Annotated in this window: 19 protein-coding genes; 5 read left to right on the top strand and 14 right to left on the bottom strand. The window is 44.7% G+C overall.

The annotated features are described in order from the left end of the window. Positions 1-5 precede the first annotated feature (5 nt). The 5 genes from IM753_RS04370 to IM753_RS04350 all read right to left on the bottom strand — a co-directional run bounded on the left by IM753_RS04370 (position 6) and on the right by IM753_RS04350 (position 3,701). On the bottom strand, positions 6-479 hold the full coding sequence (locus IM753_RS04370) for a GNAT family N-acetyltransferase (protein ID WP_194108760.1): 474 nt from the start codon (positions 477-479) through the stop codon (positions 6-8). Continuing rightward, positions 476-1,195 carry a (d)CMP kinase gene (cmk, locus tag IM753_RS04365; protein WP_067009193.1) on the bottom strand — a complete coding sequence of 240 codons (720 nt, stop codon included), beginning with the start codon at positions 1,193-1,195 and terminating at the stop codon, positions 476-478. Before cmk ends, IM753_RS04370 begins: the two co-directional genes overlap by 4 nt. A gap of 97 nt (positions 1,196-1,292) precedes the next feature. Further along, the gene (gene tadA, locus IM753_RS04360; RefSeq protein ID WP_066888153.1) at positions 1,293-1,829 is read right to left on the bottom strand and encodes a tRNA adenosine(34) deaminase TadA; all 537 of its coding nucleotides are present in this window, start codon (positions 1,827-1,829) and stop codon (positions 1,293-1,295) included. Positions 1,830-1,846: 17 nt separating this feature from the next. Next, positions 1,847-2,566: a uracil-DNA glycosylase gene (ung, locus tag IM753_RS04355; RefSeq protein WP_156623404.1), complete on the bottom strand. Its 720-nt coding sequence runs from the start codon at positions 2,564-2,566 to the stop codon at positions 1,847-1,849. 178 nt (positions 2,567-2,744) lie between these two features. Further along, positions 2,745-3,701: an RDD family protein gene (locus tag IM753_RS04350; RefSeq protein ID WP_194108759.1), complete on the bottom strand. Its 957-nt coding sequence runs from the start codon at positions 3,699-3,701 to the stop codon at positions 2,745-2,747. Positions 3,702-3,883: 182 nt separating this feature from the next. Here IM753_RS04350 and corA point away from each other — a divergent pair, with 182 nt between their 5' ends. Beyond that, positions 3,884-5,104 (top strand): magnesium/cobalt transporter CorA, encoded by a 1,221-nt coding sequence (gene corA, locus IM753_RS04345; protein ID WP_194108758.1) that lies wholly within the window; start codon positions 3,884-3,886, stop codon positions 5,102-5,104. Between the two features lie 15 nt (positions 5,105-5,119). Further along, the gene (locus IM753_RS04340) at positions 5,120-7,303 is read left to right on the top strand and encodes a DNA primase (RefSeq protein ID WP_194108757.1); all 2,184 of its coding nucleotides are present in this window, start codon (positions 5,120-5,122) and stop codon (positions 7,301-7,303) included. Here IM753_RS04340 and IM753_RS04335 read toward each other — a convergent pair. The 8 genes from IM753_RS04335 to ispF all read right to left on the bottom strand — a co-directional run bounded on the left by IM753_RS04335 (position 7,300) and on the right by ispF (position 12,661). Then, positions 7,300-8,253, bottom strand: a complete 954-nt coding sequence (locus IM753_RS04335; protein WP_065256308.1) for an AEC family transporter — start codon at positions 8,251-8,253, stop codon at positions 7,300-7,302. The genes IM753_RS04340 and IM753_RS04335 overlap by 4 nt on opposite strands. 8 nt (positions 8,254-8,261) lie before the next feature. After that, positions 8,262-8,420, bottom strand: coding sequence for a DNA cytosine methyltransferase (locus IM753_RS04330; RefSeq protein WP_172823643.1), 159 nt, complete (start codon positions 8,418-8,420; stop codon positions 8,262-8,264). Continuing rightward, the gene (mnmG, locus tag IM753_RS04325; RefSeq protein WP_194108756.1) at positions 8,417-10,303 is read right to left on the bottom strand and encodes a tRNA uridine-5-carboxymethylaminomethyl(34) synthesis enzyme MnmG; all 1,887 of its coding nucleotides are present in this window, start codon (positions 10,301-10,303) and stop codon (positions 8,417-8,419) included. Before mnmG ends, IM753_RS04330 begins: the two co-directional genes overlap by 4 nt. A 109-nt stretch (positions 10,304-10,412) precedes the next feature. Further along, positions 10,413-10,733 carry a hypothetical protein gene (locus IM753_RS04320; RefSeq protein WP_066887327.1) on the bottom strand — a complete coding sequence of 107 codons (321 nt, stop codon included), beginning with the start codon at positions 10,731-10,733 and terminating at the stop codon, positions 10,413-10,415. Continuing rightward, positions 10,730-11,077 (bottom strand): hypothetical protein, encoded by a 348-nt coding sequence (locus IM753_RS04315; RefSeq protein WP_065256311.1) that lies wholly within the window; start codon positions 11,075-11,077, stop codon positions 10,730-10,732. Before IM753_RS04315 ends, IM753_RS04320 begins: the two co-directional genes overlap by 4 nt. An 82-nt stretch (positions 11,078-11,159) precedes the next feature. Then, complete coding sequence (gene grxD, locus IM753_RS04310) at positions 11,160-11,495, bottom strand: Grx4 family monothiol glutaredoxin (RefSeq protein WP_065248917.1); 336 nt, start codon at positions 11,493-11,495, stop codon at positions 11,160-11,162. 52 nt (positions 11,496-11,547) lie between these two features. Then, a complete protein-coding gene (locus IM753_RS04305; RefSeq protein ID WP_194108755.1) occupies positions 11,548-12,114 on the bottom strand; it encodes a cysteine hydrolase family protein in 567 nt (188 codons plus the stop codon). A gap of 58 nt (positions 12,115-12,172) precedes the next feature. Continuing rightward, entirely contained in the window at positions 12,173-12,661 is a 489-nt protein-coding gene (gene ispF, locus IM753_RS04300; protein WP_064622513.1) for a 2-C-methyl-D-erythritol 2,4-cyclodiphosphate synthase, read from the bottom strand. A gap of 98 nt (positions 12,662-12,759) precedes the next feature. Here ispF and mnmA point away from each other — a divergent pair, with 98 nt between their 5' ends. Then, positions 12,760-13,938, top strand: a complete 1,179-nt coding sequence (gene mnmA / locus IM753_RS04295) for a tRNA 2-thiouridine(34) synthase MnmA (protein WP_194108754.1) — start codon at positions 12,760-12,762, stop codon at positions 13,936-13,938. 47 nt (positions 13,939-13,985) lie between these two features. On the opposite strand, the gene ubiA is transcribed toward mnmA, so the two are convergent. Further along, positions 13,986-14,906 carry a 4-hydroxybenzoate octaprenyltransferase gene (gene ubiA, locus IM753_RS04290; RefSeq protein ID WP_194108753.1) on the bottom strand — a complete coding sequence of 307 codons (921 nt, stop codon included), beginning with the start codon at positions 14,904-14,906 and terminating at the stop codon, positions 13,986-13,988. A gap of 394 nt (positions 14,907-15,300) precedes the next feature. Here ubiA and lysA point away from each other — a divergent pair, with 394 nt between their 5' ends. Together lysA and IM753_RS04280 are read left to right on the top strand one after the other, a co-directional pair. Next, positions 15,301-16,617, top strand: coding sequence for a diaminopimelate decarboxylase (gene lysA / locus IM753_RS04285; RefSeq protein ID WP_065256319.1), 1,317 nt, complete (start codon positions 15,301-15,303; stop codon positions 16,615-16,617). Between the two features lie 193 nt (positions 16,618-16,810). After that, positions 16,811-17,515, top strand: coding sequence for a hypothetical protein (locus IM753_RS04280; protein ID WP_065256320.1), 705 nt, complete (start codon positions 16,811-16,813; stop codon positions 17,513-17,515). The last annotated feature ends 255 nt before the right edge of the window (positions 17,516-17,770 follow it).

The raw sequence follows: 17,770 nt of genomic DNA, 5'->3' as shown, positions 1-17,770 counted from the left end.
TTATTTCACAAATTTAACGCATACACCCACTGCTCACCCTTTTGCCCCATAACGGTTCGTGCTTGCTTGATAAAGCCTGTTTTTTCATAGAGTCTTTGGGCGGAGACATTGGCATGATTTACCCCAAGCACAATCTCATCGCAAAGTGGGATATACGTTTTACAAAACTCTTGTAAGTATTTGAAATTCAGTGCATTTTTGGCATAGCCTTTGCCTTGACAGGCAGGATTTATGGACATAGAGCGAAGCAGGACGGCTTTGGGATTGTCGGTGTAGCGGTATTTATCCTGTCCAAAATCCAGCACAAAAAATCCCACCACCCGATGTAACTCATCATCCAAAATCACTACCTTATAAGCATCCGCACGCTCATCATTAAGCCAATCTTGTGGCAAAGCAGTGAACTGCATTTGTTCATCATCTAGCACATAAGACAACTCATCTTGATGTGTGGTGCTAAGTGGGATAAGCGTGATCATAATTTATCCTGTGCAAACGTCAAAATCTCATCAAAAACGTCATCTGCTGATTTGTCGGAGCTGTCAATGACCAGAGCGTCCACAGCAGGGCGACTTGGAGCAACATTGCGATTCTCATCCCGTTCATCTCGGGCGATGATGTCCGCCAAAATCGCCTCATAATCTGCCACCTTGCCCGCTGTTTGTAGTTGTAAGAGTCGTCTGTTGGCACGAGCCTTACTGCTTGCGGTCAAAAATACCTTGACAGGGGCATTGGGGAAAATCACCGTTCCCATGTCTCGCCCATCCGCCACAAGCCCCCTTTTGTCTGTTGCCATATTTTTTTGCAAATCAAATAAAGCCGTCCGTACGCTTGGCAATACGGCCACTTTGGAGGCATATTTACCCACCGACTCGGTGCGAATGTCATCTGTTAGAGGTGTGCCATTCATCAAAATCTCCACTGTTTTTGTGGAAGTGCTCGGATGAAAAGACAGATTTAAAGACCTGGTCAAATCAGCAATTTTTTGCTCATTTATTTTTTGCTCAGCAGTATTTTGTCCCTGGTCATTTGTACCATCAAGTAAACCATGTTTAAACGCCATCAGTCCAACAATGCGATACAACGCACCGCTGTCTAACAGCTCAAAACCAAAATGTTCGGCAAGGCGATAAGCCACCGTGCCTTTACCTGCACCGCTTGGGCCGTCTATGGTGATGATTTTTGGGATTGTCATGGGGATTCTCTTTTAATATAAATAAATTTAGGTCAAATGATGATTTTGGTTGAGATAATTTGATATTTAATTTACCATTAATATGTTAAACAATATGTCAAACTTTATTTTGACAAATCTTTAATTTTTGTCTTTTCTTGTCCTCTCGTCTTTGTTTAAAAAATTGGCTTAACATGAGCGAACTTTCATGTGCCAACAGTCCGCCTTGGATGGCAATTAGATGATTGTAAAAAAGCTCTTTGGCAAGGTTTAACTGGCTGACCACCGCCCCCGCTTTGGGTTCATACGCTCCAAACACCACACGACTGACACGAGCGTGAATGAGTGAACCAAAACACATGGTGCAAGGTTCAAGCGTTACATACAGTGTCGTATCAATTGGTAAGCGGTAATTTTGCAAACCTTGACATGCTTGGCGAAGGGCAACAATCTCAGCGTGATGCGTAGGGTCATGCGTGCTGATTGGGCAATTAAAACCCTCGCCTAAAATCTGCCCATCATGTACCACCACTGCCCCCACAGGTATCTCACCACACCCTGCCCCATGTTTGGCAAGGATTAGGGCATGGGTCATCATAGCAACATCAGTCGGTGACCAAAATTTTAATGAGTCAAACTTTGGCAAAACAGCCATCCCATCAGAACACCCCATCATTGTGGCAACGCCCAATCAATCGCTTTCTTGCCATGTCTGATAAGATAATCATTGGTTTTGGAAAATGGACGAGAACCAAAAAATCCGCCACGATTTGCTGATAAAGGAGATGGATGGTTGGCAGCCAATACCAAATGGCGAGAGGTGTCAATAAAACGCCCTTTTTTCTTGGCATAACTGCCCCATAAGATAAAAACCGTGCGGTCGGTTTGATGGTTAATAACATCAATCACCGCATCTGTAAATTCCTCCCAGCCCTTACCTTGATGAGAACCTGCACGCCCATCTTCTACCGTCAATGTGGCATTAAGCAAAAGCACGCCCTGATTTGCCCAGTGAGTCAAATCGCCATGCGTTGAGATAAAAATGCCCAAATCAGTTGCAAGCTCTTTTAAAATATTGCTAAGGCTTGGCGGTTTGGGAATGATTTTTGGCACGCTAAACGACAACCCCATCGCTTGCCCTGCTCCATGGTAGGGGTCTTGTCCGAGTATCACAACTTTAACAGAGGATAAGGGCGTGGTATTTAGGGCGTTAAAAATCAAAGACTTGGGCGGATAAATTGTCTTGCCCTGAATGTATTGATTTTGTAAAAAAGTACGCAAGTTATCCATGATGGGCGATAATAATATATCGGCTAAGGCAAACTTCCAATCATCAGGCAGTTGTACTTTTTGTAAGGCGGTTAATTGGTCAGTGTTAAGACTGGCATTCATTTGCATATTTAACTTTTGCATATTTAAGAGATTAATAATGGATTAAAAATAGCATGACTGATTTTATTTTAATGGATTTGAAAATTAATTAAAAACAAATCCATCATTAAATGCTGTGACTTTATCCATTTAAATGGCAAATATTTTAAATGGCAAGTATTGTTTAAATAAATAATCATTATTTGGTCTTATCCAGTTGTGAGGGTTTGGCTTTTACCGTTAATGTTTTGGTCATTTTGTCATGCCAGCCTTGTTTTTTGTCATTGCCTTTTGCCATGATATAATTTGCCCCAAGCATTATCATCGCAGGCAATCCTGACATCACACTTGCCCCGATGACATAAAGTACAATCAAAAACAGCGTCCGCATAAAAACAAGCGTGCCAAAACTGGGTAATTTGCCTGTTTTTATATCCACAACACGAATGCCCATGACAAGTTTGCCAAATGATTGCCCACGCATGATAATCAGTAGCGATTGAATGCCAAGCAGTGCCAAAAGCATAAGATTGCTTATCATGATTGTAGTCTTTGACACCTTATCCACCAAACTTTGGCTATATACTTGCAAGGCTTGATAGTCCTGAGCATGGCGTGCTATCTCATTGACATCCACCACCTGCATGAACGCCATGATAAGCGGTAACAATGCCAGTATGTACAGCCCCACGTTAATGGCAAATGCCGAAAAGCGAGCCAAAATACTGGCATACTCTATTGTGCCATCATCTTTTGGCAGGCTTGCCATCCGCTCTTTGGTCGGACGGGCATTTGACTCAGTTCGGTTTGGCTCGTCATTCTGACTGGCGTTGGGGTCTTGTATGGGTTTACGCCCATAGAGTTCGGCAACAGATATCCGCTTTGGTTTGGATTCATCTTTGACCATATCTACATTATCACCAAAGCCCCGCTGTTCGGGCTTGGCAGTTGGAGGTGTTGGGCTGGGCGGTGTTTGCACAGACGGCTGATAAGTATAGACCCCACCTGTCATCTGCCCGACCGTCTGCCACTCGCTCATGCCCGTGTGCCACATCAAGTCAGTTAGGGCAACCTCGCCCAATATAAGCATGCGATTTAATTCGTCTAAGGTGTAAGGACCTGCTTGAACGTTATTTCTTGCTAGGTAGATTTTCATGCGATGGTGTTAAGTTAGAATTTGGCTTATTCTACCACTTTTAGCCATCCATTAAAACCATAAAAATTGGTTCATATCGGCCAATAAATTTTTTGCCACAATAAAACAAATATTGGTATAATATCATGTTTATCCATTCGTTTTTATTTTAGTCATCTTATTTTAGTCATTTGGGGGACGGCATGCCAAATACCACGCCTGCAACAAAAACACACACCACGCCCCTACAAGAAGAGCTGTTTGAATCTGCTGAGTTGACCGACGAACCTAATGATGACCTAAATCTTCACGACGAAGAGGACAGTTACATCTACGGCGACGCTGATGCCAGCGATGAAGATACCATTGAAACCATGACGGTCTATGACCCAGATGCTGACCGTTTTGAAGACTTAGAAGAAAACTCAGGCGATAATGAAACAGTCGTCTGCCATGCCTACTCTCGTAAAACAGGCGAGCCTGTCGCCACATTGGGCATTGATGAGGTCAGTCGCCAACTGACCAACAACAGTCAATTCATTTGGCTTGGGCTGCATGACCCCAGTTTTGAGACCGTCAAAGAGGTTCAAGATGCCTTTGACTTGCACGAACTTGCCCTAGAAGACGCCTTTGCCGACCATCAACGCCCCAAAGTTGAAAATTATGGCAATGACACCATTTTTGTGGTTGTGCGTACTGCCAAACTTGAAGATAACTACATTCGCTATGGCACAACTGCGATTTTTATGGGCAAAAACTTCATCATCAGCGTAAGGCGTGGGGCATCCAACTCTTACACCCCCGTGCGTGAACACTGCCATCGCCGTCCTGAAAAACTTCGCCTAGGGCCAATTTTTGTTTTGCACGCCATTTTAGACTTCATTGTTGATAACTACTTGCCGATTACTGACCGTTTGGGCAACTATTTGCGTGAACAAGAACGTAACATTTTCTCGTATGAATTTAGCAAATCCACCCTAAAAAGTCTGTACGAACTCAAATCACAACTGGTGCATATGCGTGCGGTGATTCTGCCCGTCCAAGATGTGTGCAATTTTTTCATCAATCATCAAAAAAACGAGTTAGTCTCTGCCTTTCCTGCTGCCGCCAAACCCTATTTTCGTGATGTCAATGACCATCTGCTTCGTTCTATTGATGCGGTCAATGGACTAAACGAGATGCTGTCGGTTGCCATGGATACTTATATGGCGATGGTTACCATGGGGCAAAACGACGTGGTGCGAAAACTTGCCGCATGGGCAGGCATCGCCGCCGTACCCACTGCTGTGGCTGGGGTGTATGGCATGAACTTTGACCACATGCCTGAACTTCATTGGAAATACGGTTATTTTATGGTAATTGGTACGGTCTTGGCGGTGTGCTTATTTTTATATTATAAATTTAGAAAAGCAGGCTGGTTATAATATTTGACATACCACATGAAAATCCCCGACACCACACTTGAACGACTAAATTCATCTGCCGATTTGGTTACCATCATTAAAAAACACACCACCCTAAAACCTGCTGGGCGTGAGTTCAAAGGATGCTGTCCGTTTCATGGCGAAAAAACACCATCATTTTATGTCAATCCACAGACCAATCTGTACTACTGTTTTGGCTGTGGCGTCAAAGGCAATCCCATTACCTTTTTGCGTGAATTTGAACGCATGAGTTTTAAAGAAGCGGTGGATTATTTATCTGAACAAACAGGCATAGAATTGCCCAAAGACGACAACTTTGTTCAAAAAATCCGCTACACCAAAAACAAAACCCCAACCCCCAAAAACGCCCAAATATCCACAAAAACAAATCAAAACAAAACAGGTAATACAAACACCCACGCAACCCATCAACCATCCCATCATGATAATACTGATGTATCATCTTATGGTACTCATCAAGATTTTAATGGTGGTTTTGATGGTGGCTTTGATGAGAATTTTAGCACTGGCTTTAATAACAATCTTGATACAACTTTAAATGTTGGCTTTGATGATAACTTTACTGATGATAACAACCACATTTATCACCATAGCAATCATCAACACATGACTAACGCCCCCATCAATGACCCCCAAAATGGTGAAGGTGATTTGTACACCTTACTCTTTGCCATCGCTCAATTTTATCAAAACATGCTCCATCAACACCCTGTGGCAAAGGCTTATTTTGTCTCACGTGGTTTAAGTGATGAGACGATGACCACATTTGGTTTGGGCTATGCCCCGAGCGGTTGGCAACATTTGGAGCAGGCTTTTCCCCACGACATTGAAGGCTTACGCATTTTAGGGTTGATAAGAACATCCCAAAAGGGGCGAGATTTTGACCTGCTTCGAGACCGTGTGATTTTCCCCATCAAGGACAGACAGGGGCGAGTGGTTGGTTTTGCAGGACGGTCACTGGGCGATGAGATGCCCAAATACATCAATTCATCAGAATCACCTGTATTTAGTAAACAACACATTTTGTATGGGCTGTATGAAGCACGTCAAGCAAAAGCAACAAATTATCTTATGGTAGAAGGTTACATGGACGTCATCGCCTTGCACCAAGCAGGGATTGATGGGGCGGTCGCTCCCATGGGAACAGCGGCCAATGACAAACAAATTGCAGAGCTGTTAAAATACAACGACACCCTAACACTGTGTTTTGATGGTGATGGGGCAGGACAACGGGCGGCGTGGCGAACTTTGGAGGTTGCCATGCCAGTACTGCCTGATGGCAAAACCTTACAATTTCTAACCCTACCCGATGGACATGACCCTGATACCTACATCAAGACCCATGGGACAGATGCCATGCGTGCACAAATCACGCATGCCCAGAGTATGGCAGACTACATTCATGGTGTGCTACAAAACCGTCATGATTTATCCTTGCCTGAGAACAAGGCTCGTGCGGTCGCTGAGCTAAAAGAGTTGACCACCAAACTGCCCAAGGGGTCAAGTTTTAGATGGTGGCTAAATAACGATTTTTGGACAAGATTAAGCGGTAAAAATAAAAAAGCCACTCATGACACCGCCAACTATCACCAAGAGATGGACAGTAACACTCAGCTGTATCTGTGCTTACTCTACGCTCCCCACATCGTCAAAAACAACCTCCTAAGCACCCTACTGACCAGCTCTGGCGTGGCGGATGCACACAAGCCATATCTAAATCACCTAAAACGTCAAGAGTTGTCTGTGCCTGCCCTGCCCAACTGGCAAGACATTGATGCGGATTTGGCGGAGTTGGTGCGTACCATTGAGATGATTTTAAACATGGCGGACACAGGAGCAATCACCCAGTTTGACCTACATGACAAATCAGCCGCCGCCATTGATGGTAAAGCTCATCTTATCATGGCAAGCCTACCCAATGCCAAGCTACAACACCATCTTAGCAGGCTATGGCGTGATTTTTTTTATCTCAATCAGCACCATTATTTGGAACAAATGGCACTGCTATTTAACGAACTTATGTGCCAACGCCTCCAAAATGTACTAAAAAAACAAGGCGAAAATGCCAAAAATATCGTCTTATCCGAGATTTATAAACGCCGCCTACACACACTCATCGCATGGGACAGTCAGCACACCAAGGCAGATGTGGCAACATTGATAGAAAAAAGAGTCTAAACCCATCCCAAACCTCTAAGCCACGCCATGCCCACCGCCATGCCAATCATCCCAAAGACTGCCGTAAACCCCAAAATATTTGCTGCCAGTACATCATTACCGCCCATCGCCTTTGCCATCACATAGCTTGCGGCAGCTGCTGGGCCTGATACCATTAAAAATAACACACCAAATTGTAAAGGTTCTAAGGCAAATGCCACACCCACACCCACCGCCAAAAGTGGTGCAATGACAATACGCCCAATGCTTGCCTGCATGGACACACCAGACAGTCCCAGCATGGATTTCACATCCAGCGTCGCCCCTGCACATATCAAGGCAAGCGGTAGGGCAATGTTTGCCATCAGCTCACCTGTTTTAGCAATCGGTGCAGGTGGTAAGGGCAAACCAAGTGCTTTATAAATAAAGGCAGACACCAATGCAATGATGAGTGGATTTTTAACAATCTTGATGAGAATGTCCCAACTTTGAACCGACAATCCTTTAATACTGCTCGTGCGTGATAAAGTGATGACCGCCAAAACATTACATAAAATGGTGATGACCCCCACATACACCGCCCCCACGCTTGTTCCTGCCACCCCATAAGCATTGGTTGCCACTGACAGCGAGATAATCGCCATGTTAGAGCGAAACACTCCCTGCACAAATACGCCCTTATCACGCGCCTGCTTGATGAATATTTTGGCATACGCTTCTGCCCCAAAAAACAGCACAAAAGTTGTAACAACCCCTGCCATGATGAGTGCCAACTGCTCATCATAATCCACATTATTTTTTATCACACTAAAAAACAGCAGACATGGCAGAGCAAAATTAAAGACAATGTTGGACGCTGTGTCAATAAAATGAGTGTTGATTTTGCCCATTTTTTGTAGATAAAAACCCAGCCCCATCAAGGCTAGGTTTGGAGAGACAATCATCAAGGCAAAGCTTATGGCATCTAACATCACATTCCTTAATCTGCCAACTTATGTAGCAAACCCAAACTTAATACCTGCTCAAAGCCCAAACGAATACCACCAATGCCTGCAAATAAATCAATGGCTTTTAAGTAAATTTGGGGGTGATTTTGTCCAAACTCAAAAGATATTTGCTTCATATCACGCTCAATCATGTCATCACTGCTTGTGTTTTTTTAAGTTTCTTTATCGTCATCGCCAAAAGACTGACCGCCGCAGGGGTAACGCCACTGATGCGACTTGCCTGCCCAAGCGTTGTCGGGCGGATTTGGCTTAATTTTTGGACAATCTCATTGGATAAACCAGACACACTGGCATAATCAAAATCAAGCGGTAAGAGCGTATTTTCAAGACGCTTCATTTGCTCAATCTCATCATTTTGACGCTCAATATAACCTTGATATTTAACACTTATCTCAATCTGTTCACCCACCTTAGCACTCACTGTGCTGTCTGACACTTTGGCAATGTCATCAAAGGTGATATTTGGGCGTTTTAATAAATCCAGTAACGAATTTTCTTTGGTCAAAATCTCACCTGTGTTTGCCATAAAATCTTGACCAATGGCATTATTTGGGGTCGCCCAAATGTCTTTTAGGCGGGCAGTTTCACTGGCGATAGACTCCATTTTTTGACTAAATCTCGCCCAGCGTTCATCGTCCACCAACCCAAGCTCTCGTCCGATGGCGGTCAAGCGTGCATCAGCATTGTCCTCACGCAAAATCAGGCGATGCTCGGCACGGCTTGTGAACATACGGTACGGCTCTTTGGTGCCATGGGTAATCAAGTCATCAACAAGCACACCCAGATAAGCCTCGTGTCTTTGTGGTGTCCACGATGCCTTGCCAAGTGCCATGCGTCCTGCATTTAGCCCTGCCAATAACCCCTGTGCCGCCGCCTCTTCATAGCCTGTTGTGCCATTGATTTGCCCTGCAAAATACAAACCGTCAATGGATTTGGTTTCTAGCGTGGGTTTTAGATTTTGTGGGTCAAAATAGTCGTATTCAATGGCATAACCTGGACGGGTAATGTGGGCGTTTTCAAGCCCTTTCATGCTATGGATGAATTCAAGCTGAACATCAAAAGGCAGGCTTGTTGAGATGCCATTGGGATATAATTCATGGGTTGTTAGCCCCTCAGGTTCAATAAAAATCTGATGGCTGTCTTTGTCAGCAAAACGATGAATCTTATCTTCAATACTCGGGCAATAGCGTGGCCCAACCCCCTCAATCTTACCACTAAACATGGGGGAGCGGTCAAGATTGGCACGGATAATGTCATGCGTGCGTGCGTTGGTGTGGGTGATATAACAGTTGATTTGGCGTGGGTGCATGGCAACATCACCCATATAACTCATGACAGGCAAAGGTGTATCGCCTGACTGCACGGTCATCACGGAGAAATCCACCGTACGAGCATCAATGCGAGCAGGTGTGCCTGTTTTTAGGCGTCCAACAGGCAGTTTTAATTCACGCAAACGGTCAGCAAGACGAATGGCGGGCATGTCGCCTGCTCTGCCACCACTTTGATGGTCTAAGCCCACATGAATCACCCCACCCAAAAATGTCCCTGATGTCAGCACCACCGCACGAGTATTTAGACGAATGCCTGTGGCTGTTACCACCGCCACCGCACGAGTATTTTCAACAATGATATCATCCACAGATTGCTGAAAAATTGTAAGGTTTGGCTGATTTTCAAGCGTGTGGCGAATGGCTGCCTTATATAAAATACGGTCAGCTTGGGCACGTGTGGCTCGCACTGCTGCCCCTTTACGGCTGTTTAGCACCCGAAACTGAATGCCTGCCTTATCGGTTGCGAGTGCCATCGCCCCACCAAGCGCATCCACCTCACGCACCAAATGCGATTTGCCAATACCGCCAATGGCAGGATTACAGCTCATCTGTCCGAGTGTCTCAATGTTATGCGTGATAAGTAGGGTATCTACCCCCATGCGAGCGGACGCAAGAGCGGCCTCTGTGCCTGCGTGTCCGCCACCGATGACGATGACATCAAATGTTTTGGTTAAAAAGCTCATAAGTATACATTCTTTAAAAAAGCCGATTATTTTAGCATAATTTTAATCATTAATCATATTAAACATTAAAAAGAGCGTATCAACGCCCTTATACTTTATCAGAATTTAATCAGATTTTATCCAAATACTTTAATTGCATCTCTTTTGGCATTTTGTCAATCAAAGATAACTTCATCTGCTTATCCGCGCCATTTATTACCATGTCAATAAGTGGCACACCATCAAAAGGCAAATCATCCACTTTTTGGGCAAAGACCGCCAAATAATACGCCCCATTCACATCATTATCCATCATAACTCTATCATACACCGCACAAAAGGCGGATTCACTTGCTCCATTATTGGCAATCAGCCAATGAATCGCTCTCAAAGCGGTATTTGGCTTTTGGCAAAGGCTGATGATTTGCTCAGAAATGTTTGGCATGTTCATGAAAATACACCGCTTTCTTGTCGGATTTGTTCTAACATCTCTTGATTGACCAGCATGGATAATGAATTGTTAAGTTCACCCCCAAATTCACTGACCATCTTTATTAACGGCTGTATGTCTATGGGACAATTTGGCTCTGATATGGCCTGTATGATTCGCACCAAATAATAAGCCGATTGCACATCCATGTCTGCACAAATTCGCTTGTAAATAGCACAGATGGCATCTTGTTCAACATTTTCGTATTTTATCCAATATGCCAATGCGGTCAATGCTGTGTCAGGTGTTTGGCACAACTCTACAATTTGTTGACTGTTTTTATGAATAAAACCTTCATCAAGCATCACATCACCTTAGTGCTTATTATTTAGTGCTTATCATGGTTATCAATAAAAATCGGTTATCTAAAATAACCGATTGTCGCCATCAGACCTCTGGGCTATGCTCTTCAATGAGTGGTTTTAGCTCACCTGATTGGTACATTTGTAAAATGATATCACTACCACCGATTAACTCACCATTAACCCAAAGCTGTGGAAAGGTTGGCCAATTGGCGATGAGTGGTAGAGTACTGCGAATTTCTGGATTTTCTAGGATATTGACAAAAGCAAAGGGTCTGCCAATTTGGGTCAGCACCTCTACTGCACGCGCTGAAAATCCACATTGGGGAAACTGGGGCGTGCCTTTCATATACAGTAGGACAGCATGGTCTTTGATTTGGTTTTCAATTAAGGTTTTGGTTTCTGGGTTGATGTCGGTCATGGTTCGCTCCGATTTGAGAAATTTGGGTTATTATGGGGGCAAATGGCAATTTTTACAAGGTGTATTTATGTAAAAGTTCAGCACTTGTAAGTACAGTGGCAAATTCACCATGCAAATTGGCAAGACTGATTTCATGGACAAGCTGACTGTCAAATTGCTCGCCAGTTGCTCCCATTCTATCAAAAGTCGCTGTGCCATCGGATACCACAAAAGTGGTAAAGCCCAAATTAGCTGCCATGCGTGCGGTTGTGGATACACAGTGGTTGGTTGTCAGCCCAACAAGAACAAGCGTATCAATGCCCGCTTTGGTCAGTTGCTGCTGTAAATCTGTGCCAATAAAACCGCTATTGACATGTTTTGTAATGACAGTTTCATGAGCTTGGGGCTTAGTCAGTTCAATCCAATTAAAACCTTGATGTGTGGGGTGTAAGCGTGATTGGGGCGTGGTTGATGAATGACGAATGTGAAAAATGGGCAAATCTTGCTCTCGCCAATGGCTAAGTAGTTCAAAACAAACCTGCTCGCAATGTGGGTTATTGCGATGACCGCCCCAGTAGGCTTCATCATAAAAGCCTTGTTGTAAGTCAATGAGCAATAAAGCGGTATTTTTAGCAATCATTTAGACTCCATATTTATTGTCAATGACAAAAATAAACCAAACAAACACACCACTGTTTTTAATAGGCATGGTTTTTAATAAGCAGCACCGTTGCACTTGCCCAAATGCCCTCACCACGCCCTATCCAGCCCATTTTTTCGTTGGTGGTGGCCTTGATACTCACACAGTCTACACTGACGCCCAACACGCCTGCAATGCACTCACGCATGGTAAAGTTGTGCGGTGATAGCTTCGGTAATTCACAAATGACCGTCATGTCAGCGTTACCAAGCGTGTAGCCTTGTGCTTGCACCAACGCATAAACATGTTTTAGCAAAACTTTGCTATCAGCACCTTGATAAGCATCATCTGTATCAGGAAAATGCTGTCCAATATCGCCCAAAGCCAACGCTCCCAAAAGGGCATCTGATAAAGCATGTAGCAGTACATCGCCATCTGAATGAGCCTTTATGCCATGGCTGTGGGGAATGCGTACACCGCCAAGCATCACAAAATCACCCTGTGTGAATGAATGCACATCTATGCCTTGACCGATTTTTATCATCATCAAGCCTTTTTGATTTATTGTGGACAAGGCTTGTAAAATGACTGGCAAGCCCTATATAATAGCACAATTTTACCACAATTTGATAAAAAGAGACAACCATGAACGCCTACCGTCTATCTGATATTGCCCAATTTTATGGCAAAGCCCCCAAAGACATTAAAGTCATCGTTGGCATGTCTGGTGGTGTGGACAGCTCGGTATCGGCTGTTTTGTTACAACAAGCAGGCTTTCATGTTGAAGGCTTGTTTATGAAAAACTGGGAAGAAGATGATGGCAGTGAATACTGCACCGCCATGACTGACCTTGCCGACGCCCAAGCGGTGGCGGATAAAATCGGCATCAAATTACACACCGCTAATTTTGCCATGGAATATTGGGACAATGTTTTTGAACATTTTTTGGCAGAATATCAAGCAGGACGCACGCCAAACCCTGATATTTTATGCAACAAAGAAATTAAATTTAAAGCCTTTTTGGATTATGCGTCTGGGCGACAATTTGGACTTGGGGCAGATTTTATCGCCACAGGACATTATGCACGCCGTGGTTTTAACCAAGATGGTAGGGCCCAGTTGCTGCGTGGTTTGGACACCAATAAAGACCAAAGTTATTTTTTACACGCTGTGGGGGGCGACAAAATCGCTAAGACACTTTTTCCCATCGGTGAGCTTGAAAAGCCACAAGTGCGAGCCATTGCCCAAAAATATGACCTTATCACCGCCAACAAAAAGGACTCCACAGGGATTTGCTTTATTGGTGAACGCAAGTTTAAGGATTTTTTACAACAGTATTTGCCCGCCCAAAAAGGCGATATCTACACCGATGATGGCATAAAAATCGGCACACATGATGGCTTGATGTATTACACCATCGGACAGCGTGGCGGTATTGGCATCGGCGGTGTGGCAAATCGCCCTGAAGAGCCGTGGTTTGTGTTACACAAAGACCTGACAAATAACCGTCTCATCGTCGGACAGGGGCATGACCACGCCATGTTACAATCCACCGAACTCACTGCTTATAAACTTGATTGGGGAATTGCTCCGCCTGTTCAGATTTTTGGCAAGCAAGGTTTTAGATGCACCGCCAAAACCCGCTATCGCCAGAGTGACCAAGATTGTACGGTGTTTGCCCTTGATGAGACAGGCGATAAAGTCAAAGTGGTGTTTGATGATGCCCAGCGTGCGGTAACACAAGGGCAATCGGTTGTGTTTTATGATGGCGACATTTGCTTAGGGGGTGGGGTGATTGATGGGACAAATGCAAAGATTGGGTAACAGACACCCAGTCTTTTTGCCTTATTTTATCTGATTTTATCTGCAAGCTAACCATACATCATAAGCGACAGCAATGCCACATACAAAAACACATACCGTCCTACCCACGCATTTTGACAAAAGGCGGTAAAGCAATTTAGGCGTTCACGAGTTTTGATTTTGTCATATTGCATGGCAAACAGCCCTGCCAAACCGACCGCCAAACCACACGCAGACCACACCCCAAAAAAGCGATGCACCAATGCTATCATGATGACCAAAAACACGCCATTTAACGCCATGATAAAATAAATGTCTTTGTCGCCAAACCATTTTTCAAACAAAATGGCGGTGGATTTTACCCCAATCTTGACATCATCGTCCTTGTCGCACATGGCGTACATCGTATCATACGCCACCGTCCAGCACATATAGGCAACAAAGACAAGCCAGCCTGTCAGCCCAACACCGCTTTGTCCCTGCTCACTACGCACCGCCACAAACGCCATCGGCACCGCCCAACCAAACGCCATTGCAAGTACCACTTGGGGCAGGTGCGTGTAGCGTTTCATAAACGGATAGATAAACGCAAGAAATACCGCCACCAGCGACCAATAAAACACCTGTATCGGCAAAAAAAAGAGTAAACACGCTGACAGTCCCGACAAGCCCACAAAGGTCAAAACGGCAGTTTTGGCAGACAGTCGCCCGTCTGCCAAAGGGCGGTCTTTGGTGCGTTTGACTTGTCCGTCCACCTTGCGGTCGGCAAAGTCATTGATAGCACAGCCCGATGCTCGCATAAGCACCGCCCCAAGCGTAAAAATAACGATGTGAGCCATGCTCGGCAATCGCCCCACGCCTGCATTTGCCAAAAACAACGCCCACAAAGTCGGATACAAAAGTAGCTCCGTCCCCACAGGTTTATCAAAACGGGTCAGTTGTAGCCATGCGATGAGTTTGTCTTTAAAGGTGTAAGTGGTTGCAGTCATGATGTCAAATGGTTAATTTTTGGGGTATTTTATCATAAAGCCTTTTTTATATAACAATGAAAAATGGTTTATATTTAAAAAAAATCGTTAGGGCGTGTTGAACTTTGGTATTTGCAATGAAAAATGAGAAAAATCGCACGTTTTTCAAGGAAAAGTCCGAAGTTGATATTGAAATATCAACAAGGATTTTGACGAAGAAAAACAAGATTTAGCCATTTTTCATGCAAAAATTGATTTAGAGTGTTAAGTTTTTGCCTTACTTTATAAAAATGTTATCAATGTTCAACACGCCCTATATATTCTGCCCAAACCCCAATTATTTTTAAAATAAAAAATGACAAACCAAAATTTTTTGTTAAAATAAACCCCCAAATACTTTTTTAACGGAAAAACCATGGCAGACAGCACCGAACACTCAATCCTAACCATAGACCCACGCACGCACGTGGCGGATTTGCCTTTTATCGACTACCAAGACGACACACTATTTATTGACAACGTCAGCACCAAAACCCTAGCCCAGACCTATGGCACACCGCTTTATGTGTACAGCAAAAACGCCCTACTTGCCAATTACCGTGCCTATGTGGAGAGTTTCGCCCCCTTGTCAGACGTGCAGATTTGCTATGCGGTCAAATCCAACTCAAACCTTGCCGTCCTTGCCACGCTTGCCCATGCAGGGGCAGGCTTTGACATCGTGTCAGCAGGCGAGCTTGCCCGTGTATTAAAAGCAGGCGGACAGGCGGACAAAGTCGTCTATTCGGGCGTGGGCAAAACCAAAAGCGACATCGCCACCGCCCTAAATGCAGGGGTTGGGTGCTTTAATGTCGAAGCGGTGAGTGAGATTGAACTCATCAGCCAAGTGGCAAGCGAGCTTGGCAAAACCGCCCCCATTGCCCTGCGTATCAACCCCGATGTAGATGCCAAAACGCACCCTTACATCTCCACAGGCTTAAAGGACAACAAATTTGGTATCAGCCATGATAACGCCCTAGATGCTTATTGTTTTGCCAAATCCTTGCCAAACCTTGACATCATCGGCATAGACTGCCACATCGGTTCACAGCTCACCGACACCCAGCCTTTTGTGGACGCTTTGGATAAAGTCATTGAGCTCATTGACGAGCTACACGCACAGGGCATTAGCTTACGCCATGTGGATTTGGGCGGGGGCTTGGGCGTGCGTTATACCGATGAGACCCCTGCCAGCGTGAGCGAATACGCCAACGCCCTACTGCCCAAACTGCTTGATTTACAAGAAAAATATGGTCTAGGGCTACACTTAGAACCAGGGCGAAACATCTCCGCCAATGCAGGGGTGCTACTCACAAATGTGGACGTACTAAAACCCACCGAACACAAAAACTTTGCCATCGTGGATGCGTCCATGTGCGAACTCATGCGACCTGCCCTTTATGGCTCGGTCATGGCGGTTATTCCTGCCGATTTGACCGCCACGACCACCCCCCAAGTGTGGGACATTGTCGGCTCGGTATGTGAGTCGTCCGACTTTTTGGCAAAAAATCGCACGCTTGCCCTAAACGTGGGCGACACCCTTGCTATCACAGGAGCAGGAGCTTATGGCTTTGTCATGGCAAGCAACTACAACACCCGCCCCAGACCTGCCGAGATTATGTGTGATGACGGCTCTCATCGAGTCGTGCGTGAGCGTGAGAGTTTGGACGATTTGTGGCGTGGCGAGAGCGTTTGATTCAAACCGACCAGTTGGTATGTTTTATGGTAACACAACCATTTAAATCGCCATGATTTTAAATAAAATAGGAGTGCAGGGATTGACTCTGCACGCCTTATAAAAAACAATTCCGTCAAACTTACAAATCCGACCTTTAACCCAACCTTGACTCATTTTAACCCCACTTTAACCCACCAACAAAATTAACGCCATGTCCCAAATCCAAACCCTAGTCGATATGCTAAAAGCCTATCAAGCCCTACCCCATCACACCAATCCTGCCCTAAAACAGGCACTTAGCGATGTACAAGCATGGCAAAAGGCTCGTATCAAACGCACCAATCACGCTCTATTTGCCGATGACAAAACCGCCCCACTTGCCAATTATCTCATTGAGCGGATTTATGGCGATGATGATTTTGACGTGCTTGCCGACCAGCTGTTAACCGCAGGGACGAACGCCCTAAATGGCTCGGGCAAACTAGAAAAGCTCATCCCCACCAACGCCCTAGGGGCAGGCGTGCTTGGCGTGCAGTCGGCAGTTCATGCCATCAGTCTTGATTTAACATTGGCAACGTCCCTACTGGCTGACTTTGGCGAGCGTTACACCAATGGGGGTATTGATGACACGCTCATGCATGACGTGTATCGGCACGTCAATGCCAAAGACGAACGTATCGCCCAAATCCACACCATCAAAGACGTGTGCGAGCAGTCTTATAAATATTTTAATTCCTTTATCCTGCAAAACGCCTTTAAACTTGCCAAAGGCATGGCATACGACAACGGCTATCAGCCCCTGTATGACTTCATCGGGGACGGACTGGTCGCCATGAAACCCCTAAAACGCATTGATGATTTTACCGTGCCGTTTGTGGCAAATGAGCTTGTCGTGATTCATGAAATTCATGAATGAATTTTTGGTACTAGGGCGTGTTGAACATTGATAACATTTTTATAAAATAAGATGAAAATTTAACGTTTCAATCAATTTTTGCATGAAAAATGGCTAAATCTTGTTTTTCATCGTCAAAAACCTGTCTGATAGAATGACTATCAGCCTCAAGTTTTTTCCTTGAAAAACGTGCGATTTTTCTCATTTTTCATTGCAAATACCAAAGTTCAACACGCCCTACTCAATTAAGATATATTTTAAAATTTGGACGTGTAA

It is taken from the genome of Moraxella sp. K127 (assembly GCF_015223095.1).
In the GTDB taxonomy this organism is placed as follows: Bacteria; Pseudomonadota; Gammaproteobacteria; order Pseudomonadales; family Moraxellaceae; genus Moraxella.
This window is presented reverse-complemented; position numbering and strand designations above follow the sequence as displayed.

What these genes read in the sequence shown, in the direction of transcription:
- IM753_RS04370 (WP_194108760.1), bottom strand. Translation starts at nt 479, where the DNA reads ATGATCACGCTTATCCCACTTAGCACCACACATCAAGATGAGTTGTCT.
- cmk (WP_067009193.1), bottom strand. Translation starts at nt 1,195, where the DNA reads ATGACAATCCCAAAAATCATCACCATAGACGGCCCAAGCGGTGCAGGT.
- tadA (WP_066888153.1), bottom strand. Translation starts at nt 1,829, where the DNA reads ATGGCTGTTTTGCCAAAGTTTGACTCATTAAAATTTTGGTCACCGACT.
- ung (WP_156623404.1), bottom strand. Translation starts at nt 2,566, where the DNA reads ATGAATGCCAGTCTTAACACTGACCAATTAACCGCCTTACAAAAAGTA.
- IM753_RS04350 (WP_194108759.1), bottom strand. Translation starts at nt 3,701, where the DNA reads ATGAAAATCTACCTAGCAAGAAATAACGTTCAAGCAGGTCCTTACACC.
- corA (WP_194108758.1), top strand. Translation starts at nt 3,884, where the DNA reads ATGCCAAATACCACGCCTGCAACAAAAACACACACCACGCCCCTACAA.
- IM753_RS04340 (WP_194108757.1), top strand. Translation starts at nt 5,120, where the DNA reads ATGAAAATCCCCGACACCACACTTGAACGACTAAATTCATCTGCCGAT.
- IM753_RS04335 (WP_065256308.1), bottom strand. Translation starts at nt 8,253, where the DNA reads ATGTTAGATGCCATAAGCTTTGCCTTGATGATTGTCTCTCCAAACCTA.
- IM753_RS04330 (WP_172823643.1), bottom strand. Translation starts at nt 8,420, where the DNA reads ATGATTGAGCGTGATATGAAGCAAATATCTTTTGAGTTTGGACAAAAT.
- mnmG (WP_194108756.1), bottom strand. Translation starts at nt 10,303, where the DNA reads ATGAGCTTTTTAACCAAAACATTTGATGTCATCGTCATCGGTGGCGGA.
- IM753_RS04320 (WP_066887327.1), bottom strand. Translation starts at nt 10,733, where the DNA reads ATGAACATGCCAAACATTTCTGAGCAAATCATCAGCCTTTGCCAAAAG.
- IM753_RS04315 (WP_065256311.1), bottom strand. Translation starts at nt 11,077, where the DNA reads ATGCTTGATGAAGGTTTTATTCATAAAAACAGTCAACAAATTGTAGAG.
- grxD (WP_065248917.1), bottom strand. Translation starts at nt 11,495, where the DNA reads ATGACCGACATCAACCCAGAAACCAAAACCTTAATTGAAAACCAAATC.
- IM753_RS04305 (WP_194108755.1), bottom strand. Translation starts at nt 12,114, where the DNA reads ATGATTGCTAAAAATACCGCTTTATTGCTCATTGACTTACAACAAGGC.
- ispF (WP_064622513.1), bottom strand. Translation starts at nt 12,661, where the DNA reads ATGATGATAAAAATCGGTCAAGGCATAGATGTGCATTCATTCACACAG.
- mnmA (WP_194108754.1), top strand. Translation starts at nt 12,760, where the DNA reads ATGAACGCCTACCGTCTATCTGATATTGCCCAATTTTATGGCAAAGCC.
- ubiA (WP_194108753.1), bottom strand. Translation starts at nt 14,906, where the DNA reads ATGACTGCAACCACTTACACCTTTAAAGACAAACTCATCGCATGGCTA.
- lysA (WP_065256319.1), top strand. Translation starts at nt 15,301, where the DNA reads ATGGCAGACAGCACCGAACACTCAATCCTAACCATAGACCCACGCACG.
- IM753_RS04280 (WP_065256320.1), top strand. Translation starts at nt 16,811, where the DNA reads ATGTCCCAAATCCAAACCCTAGTCGATATGCTAAAAGCCTATCAAGCC.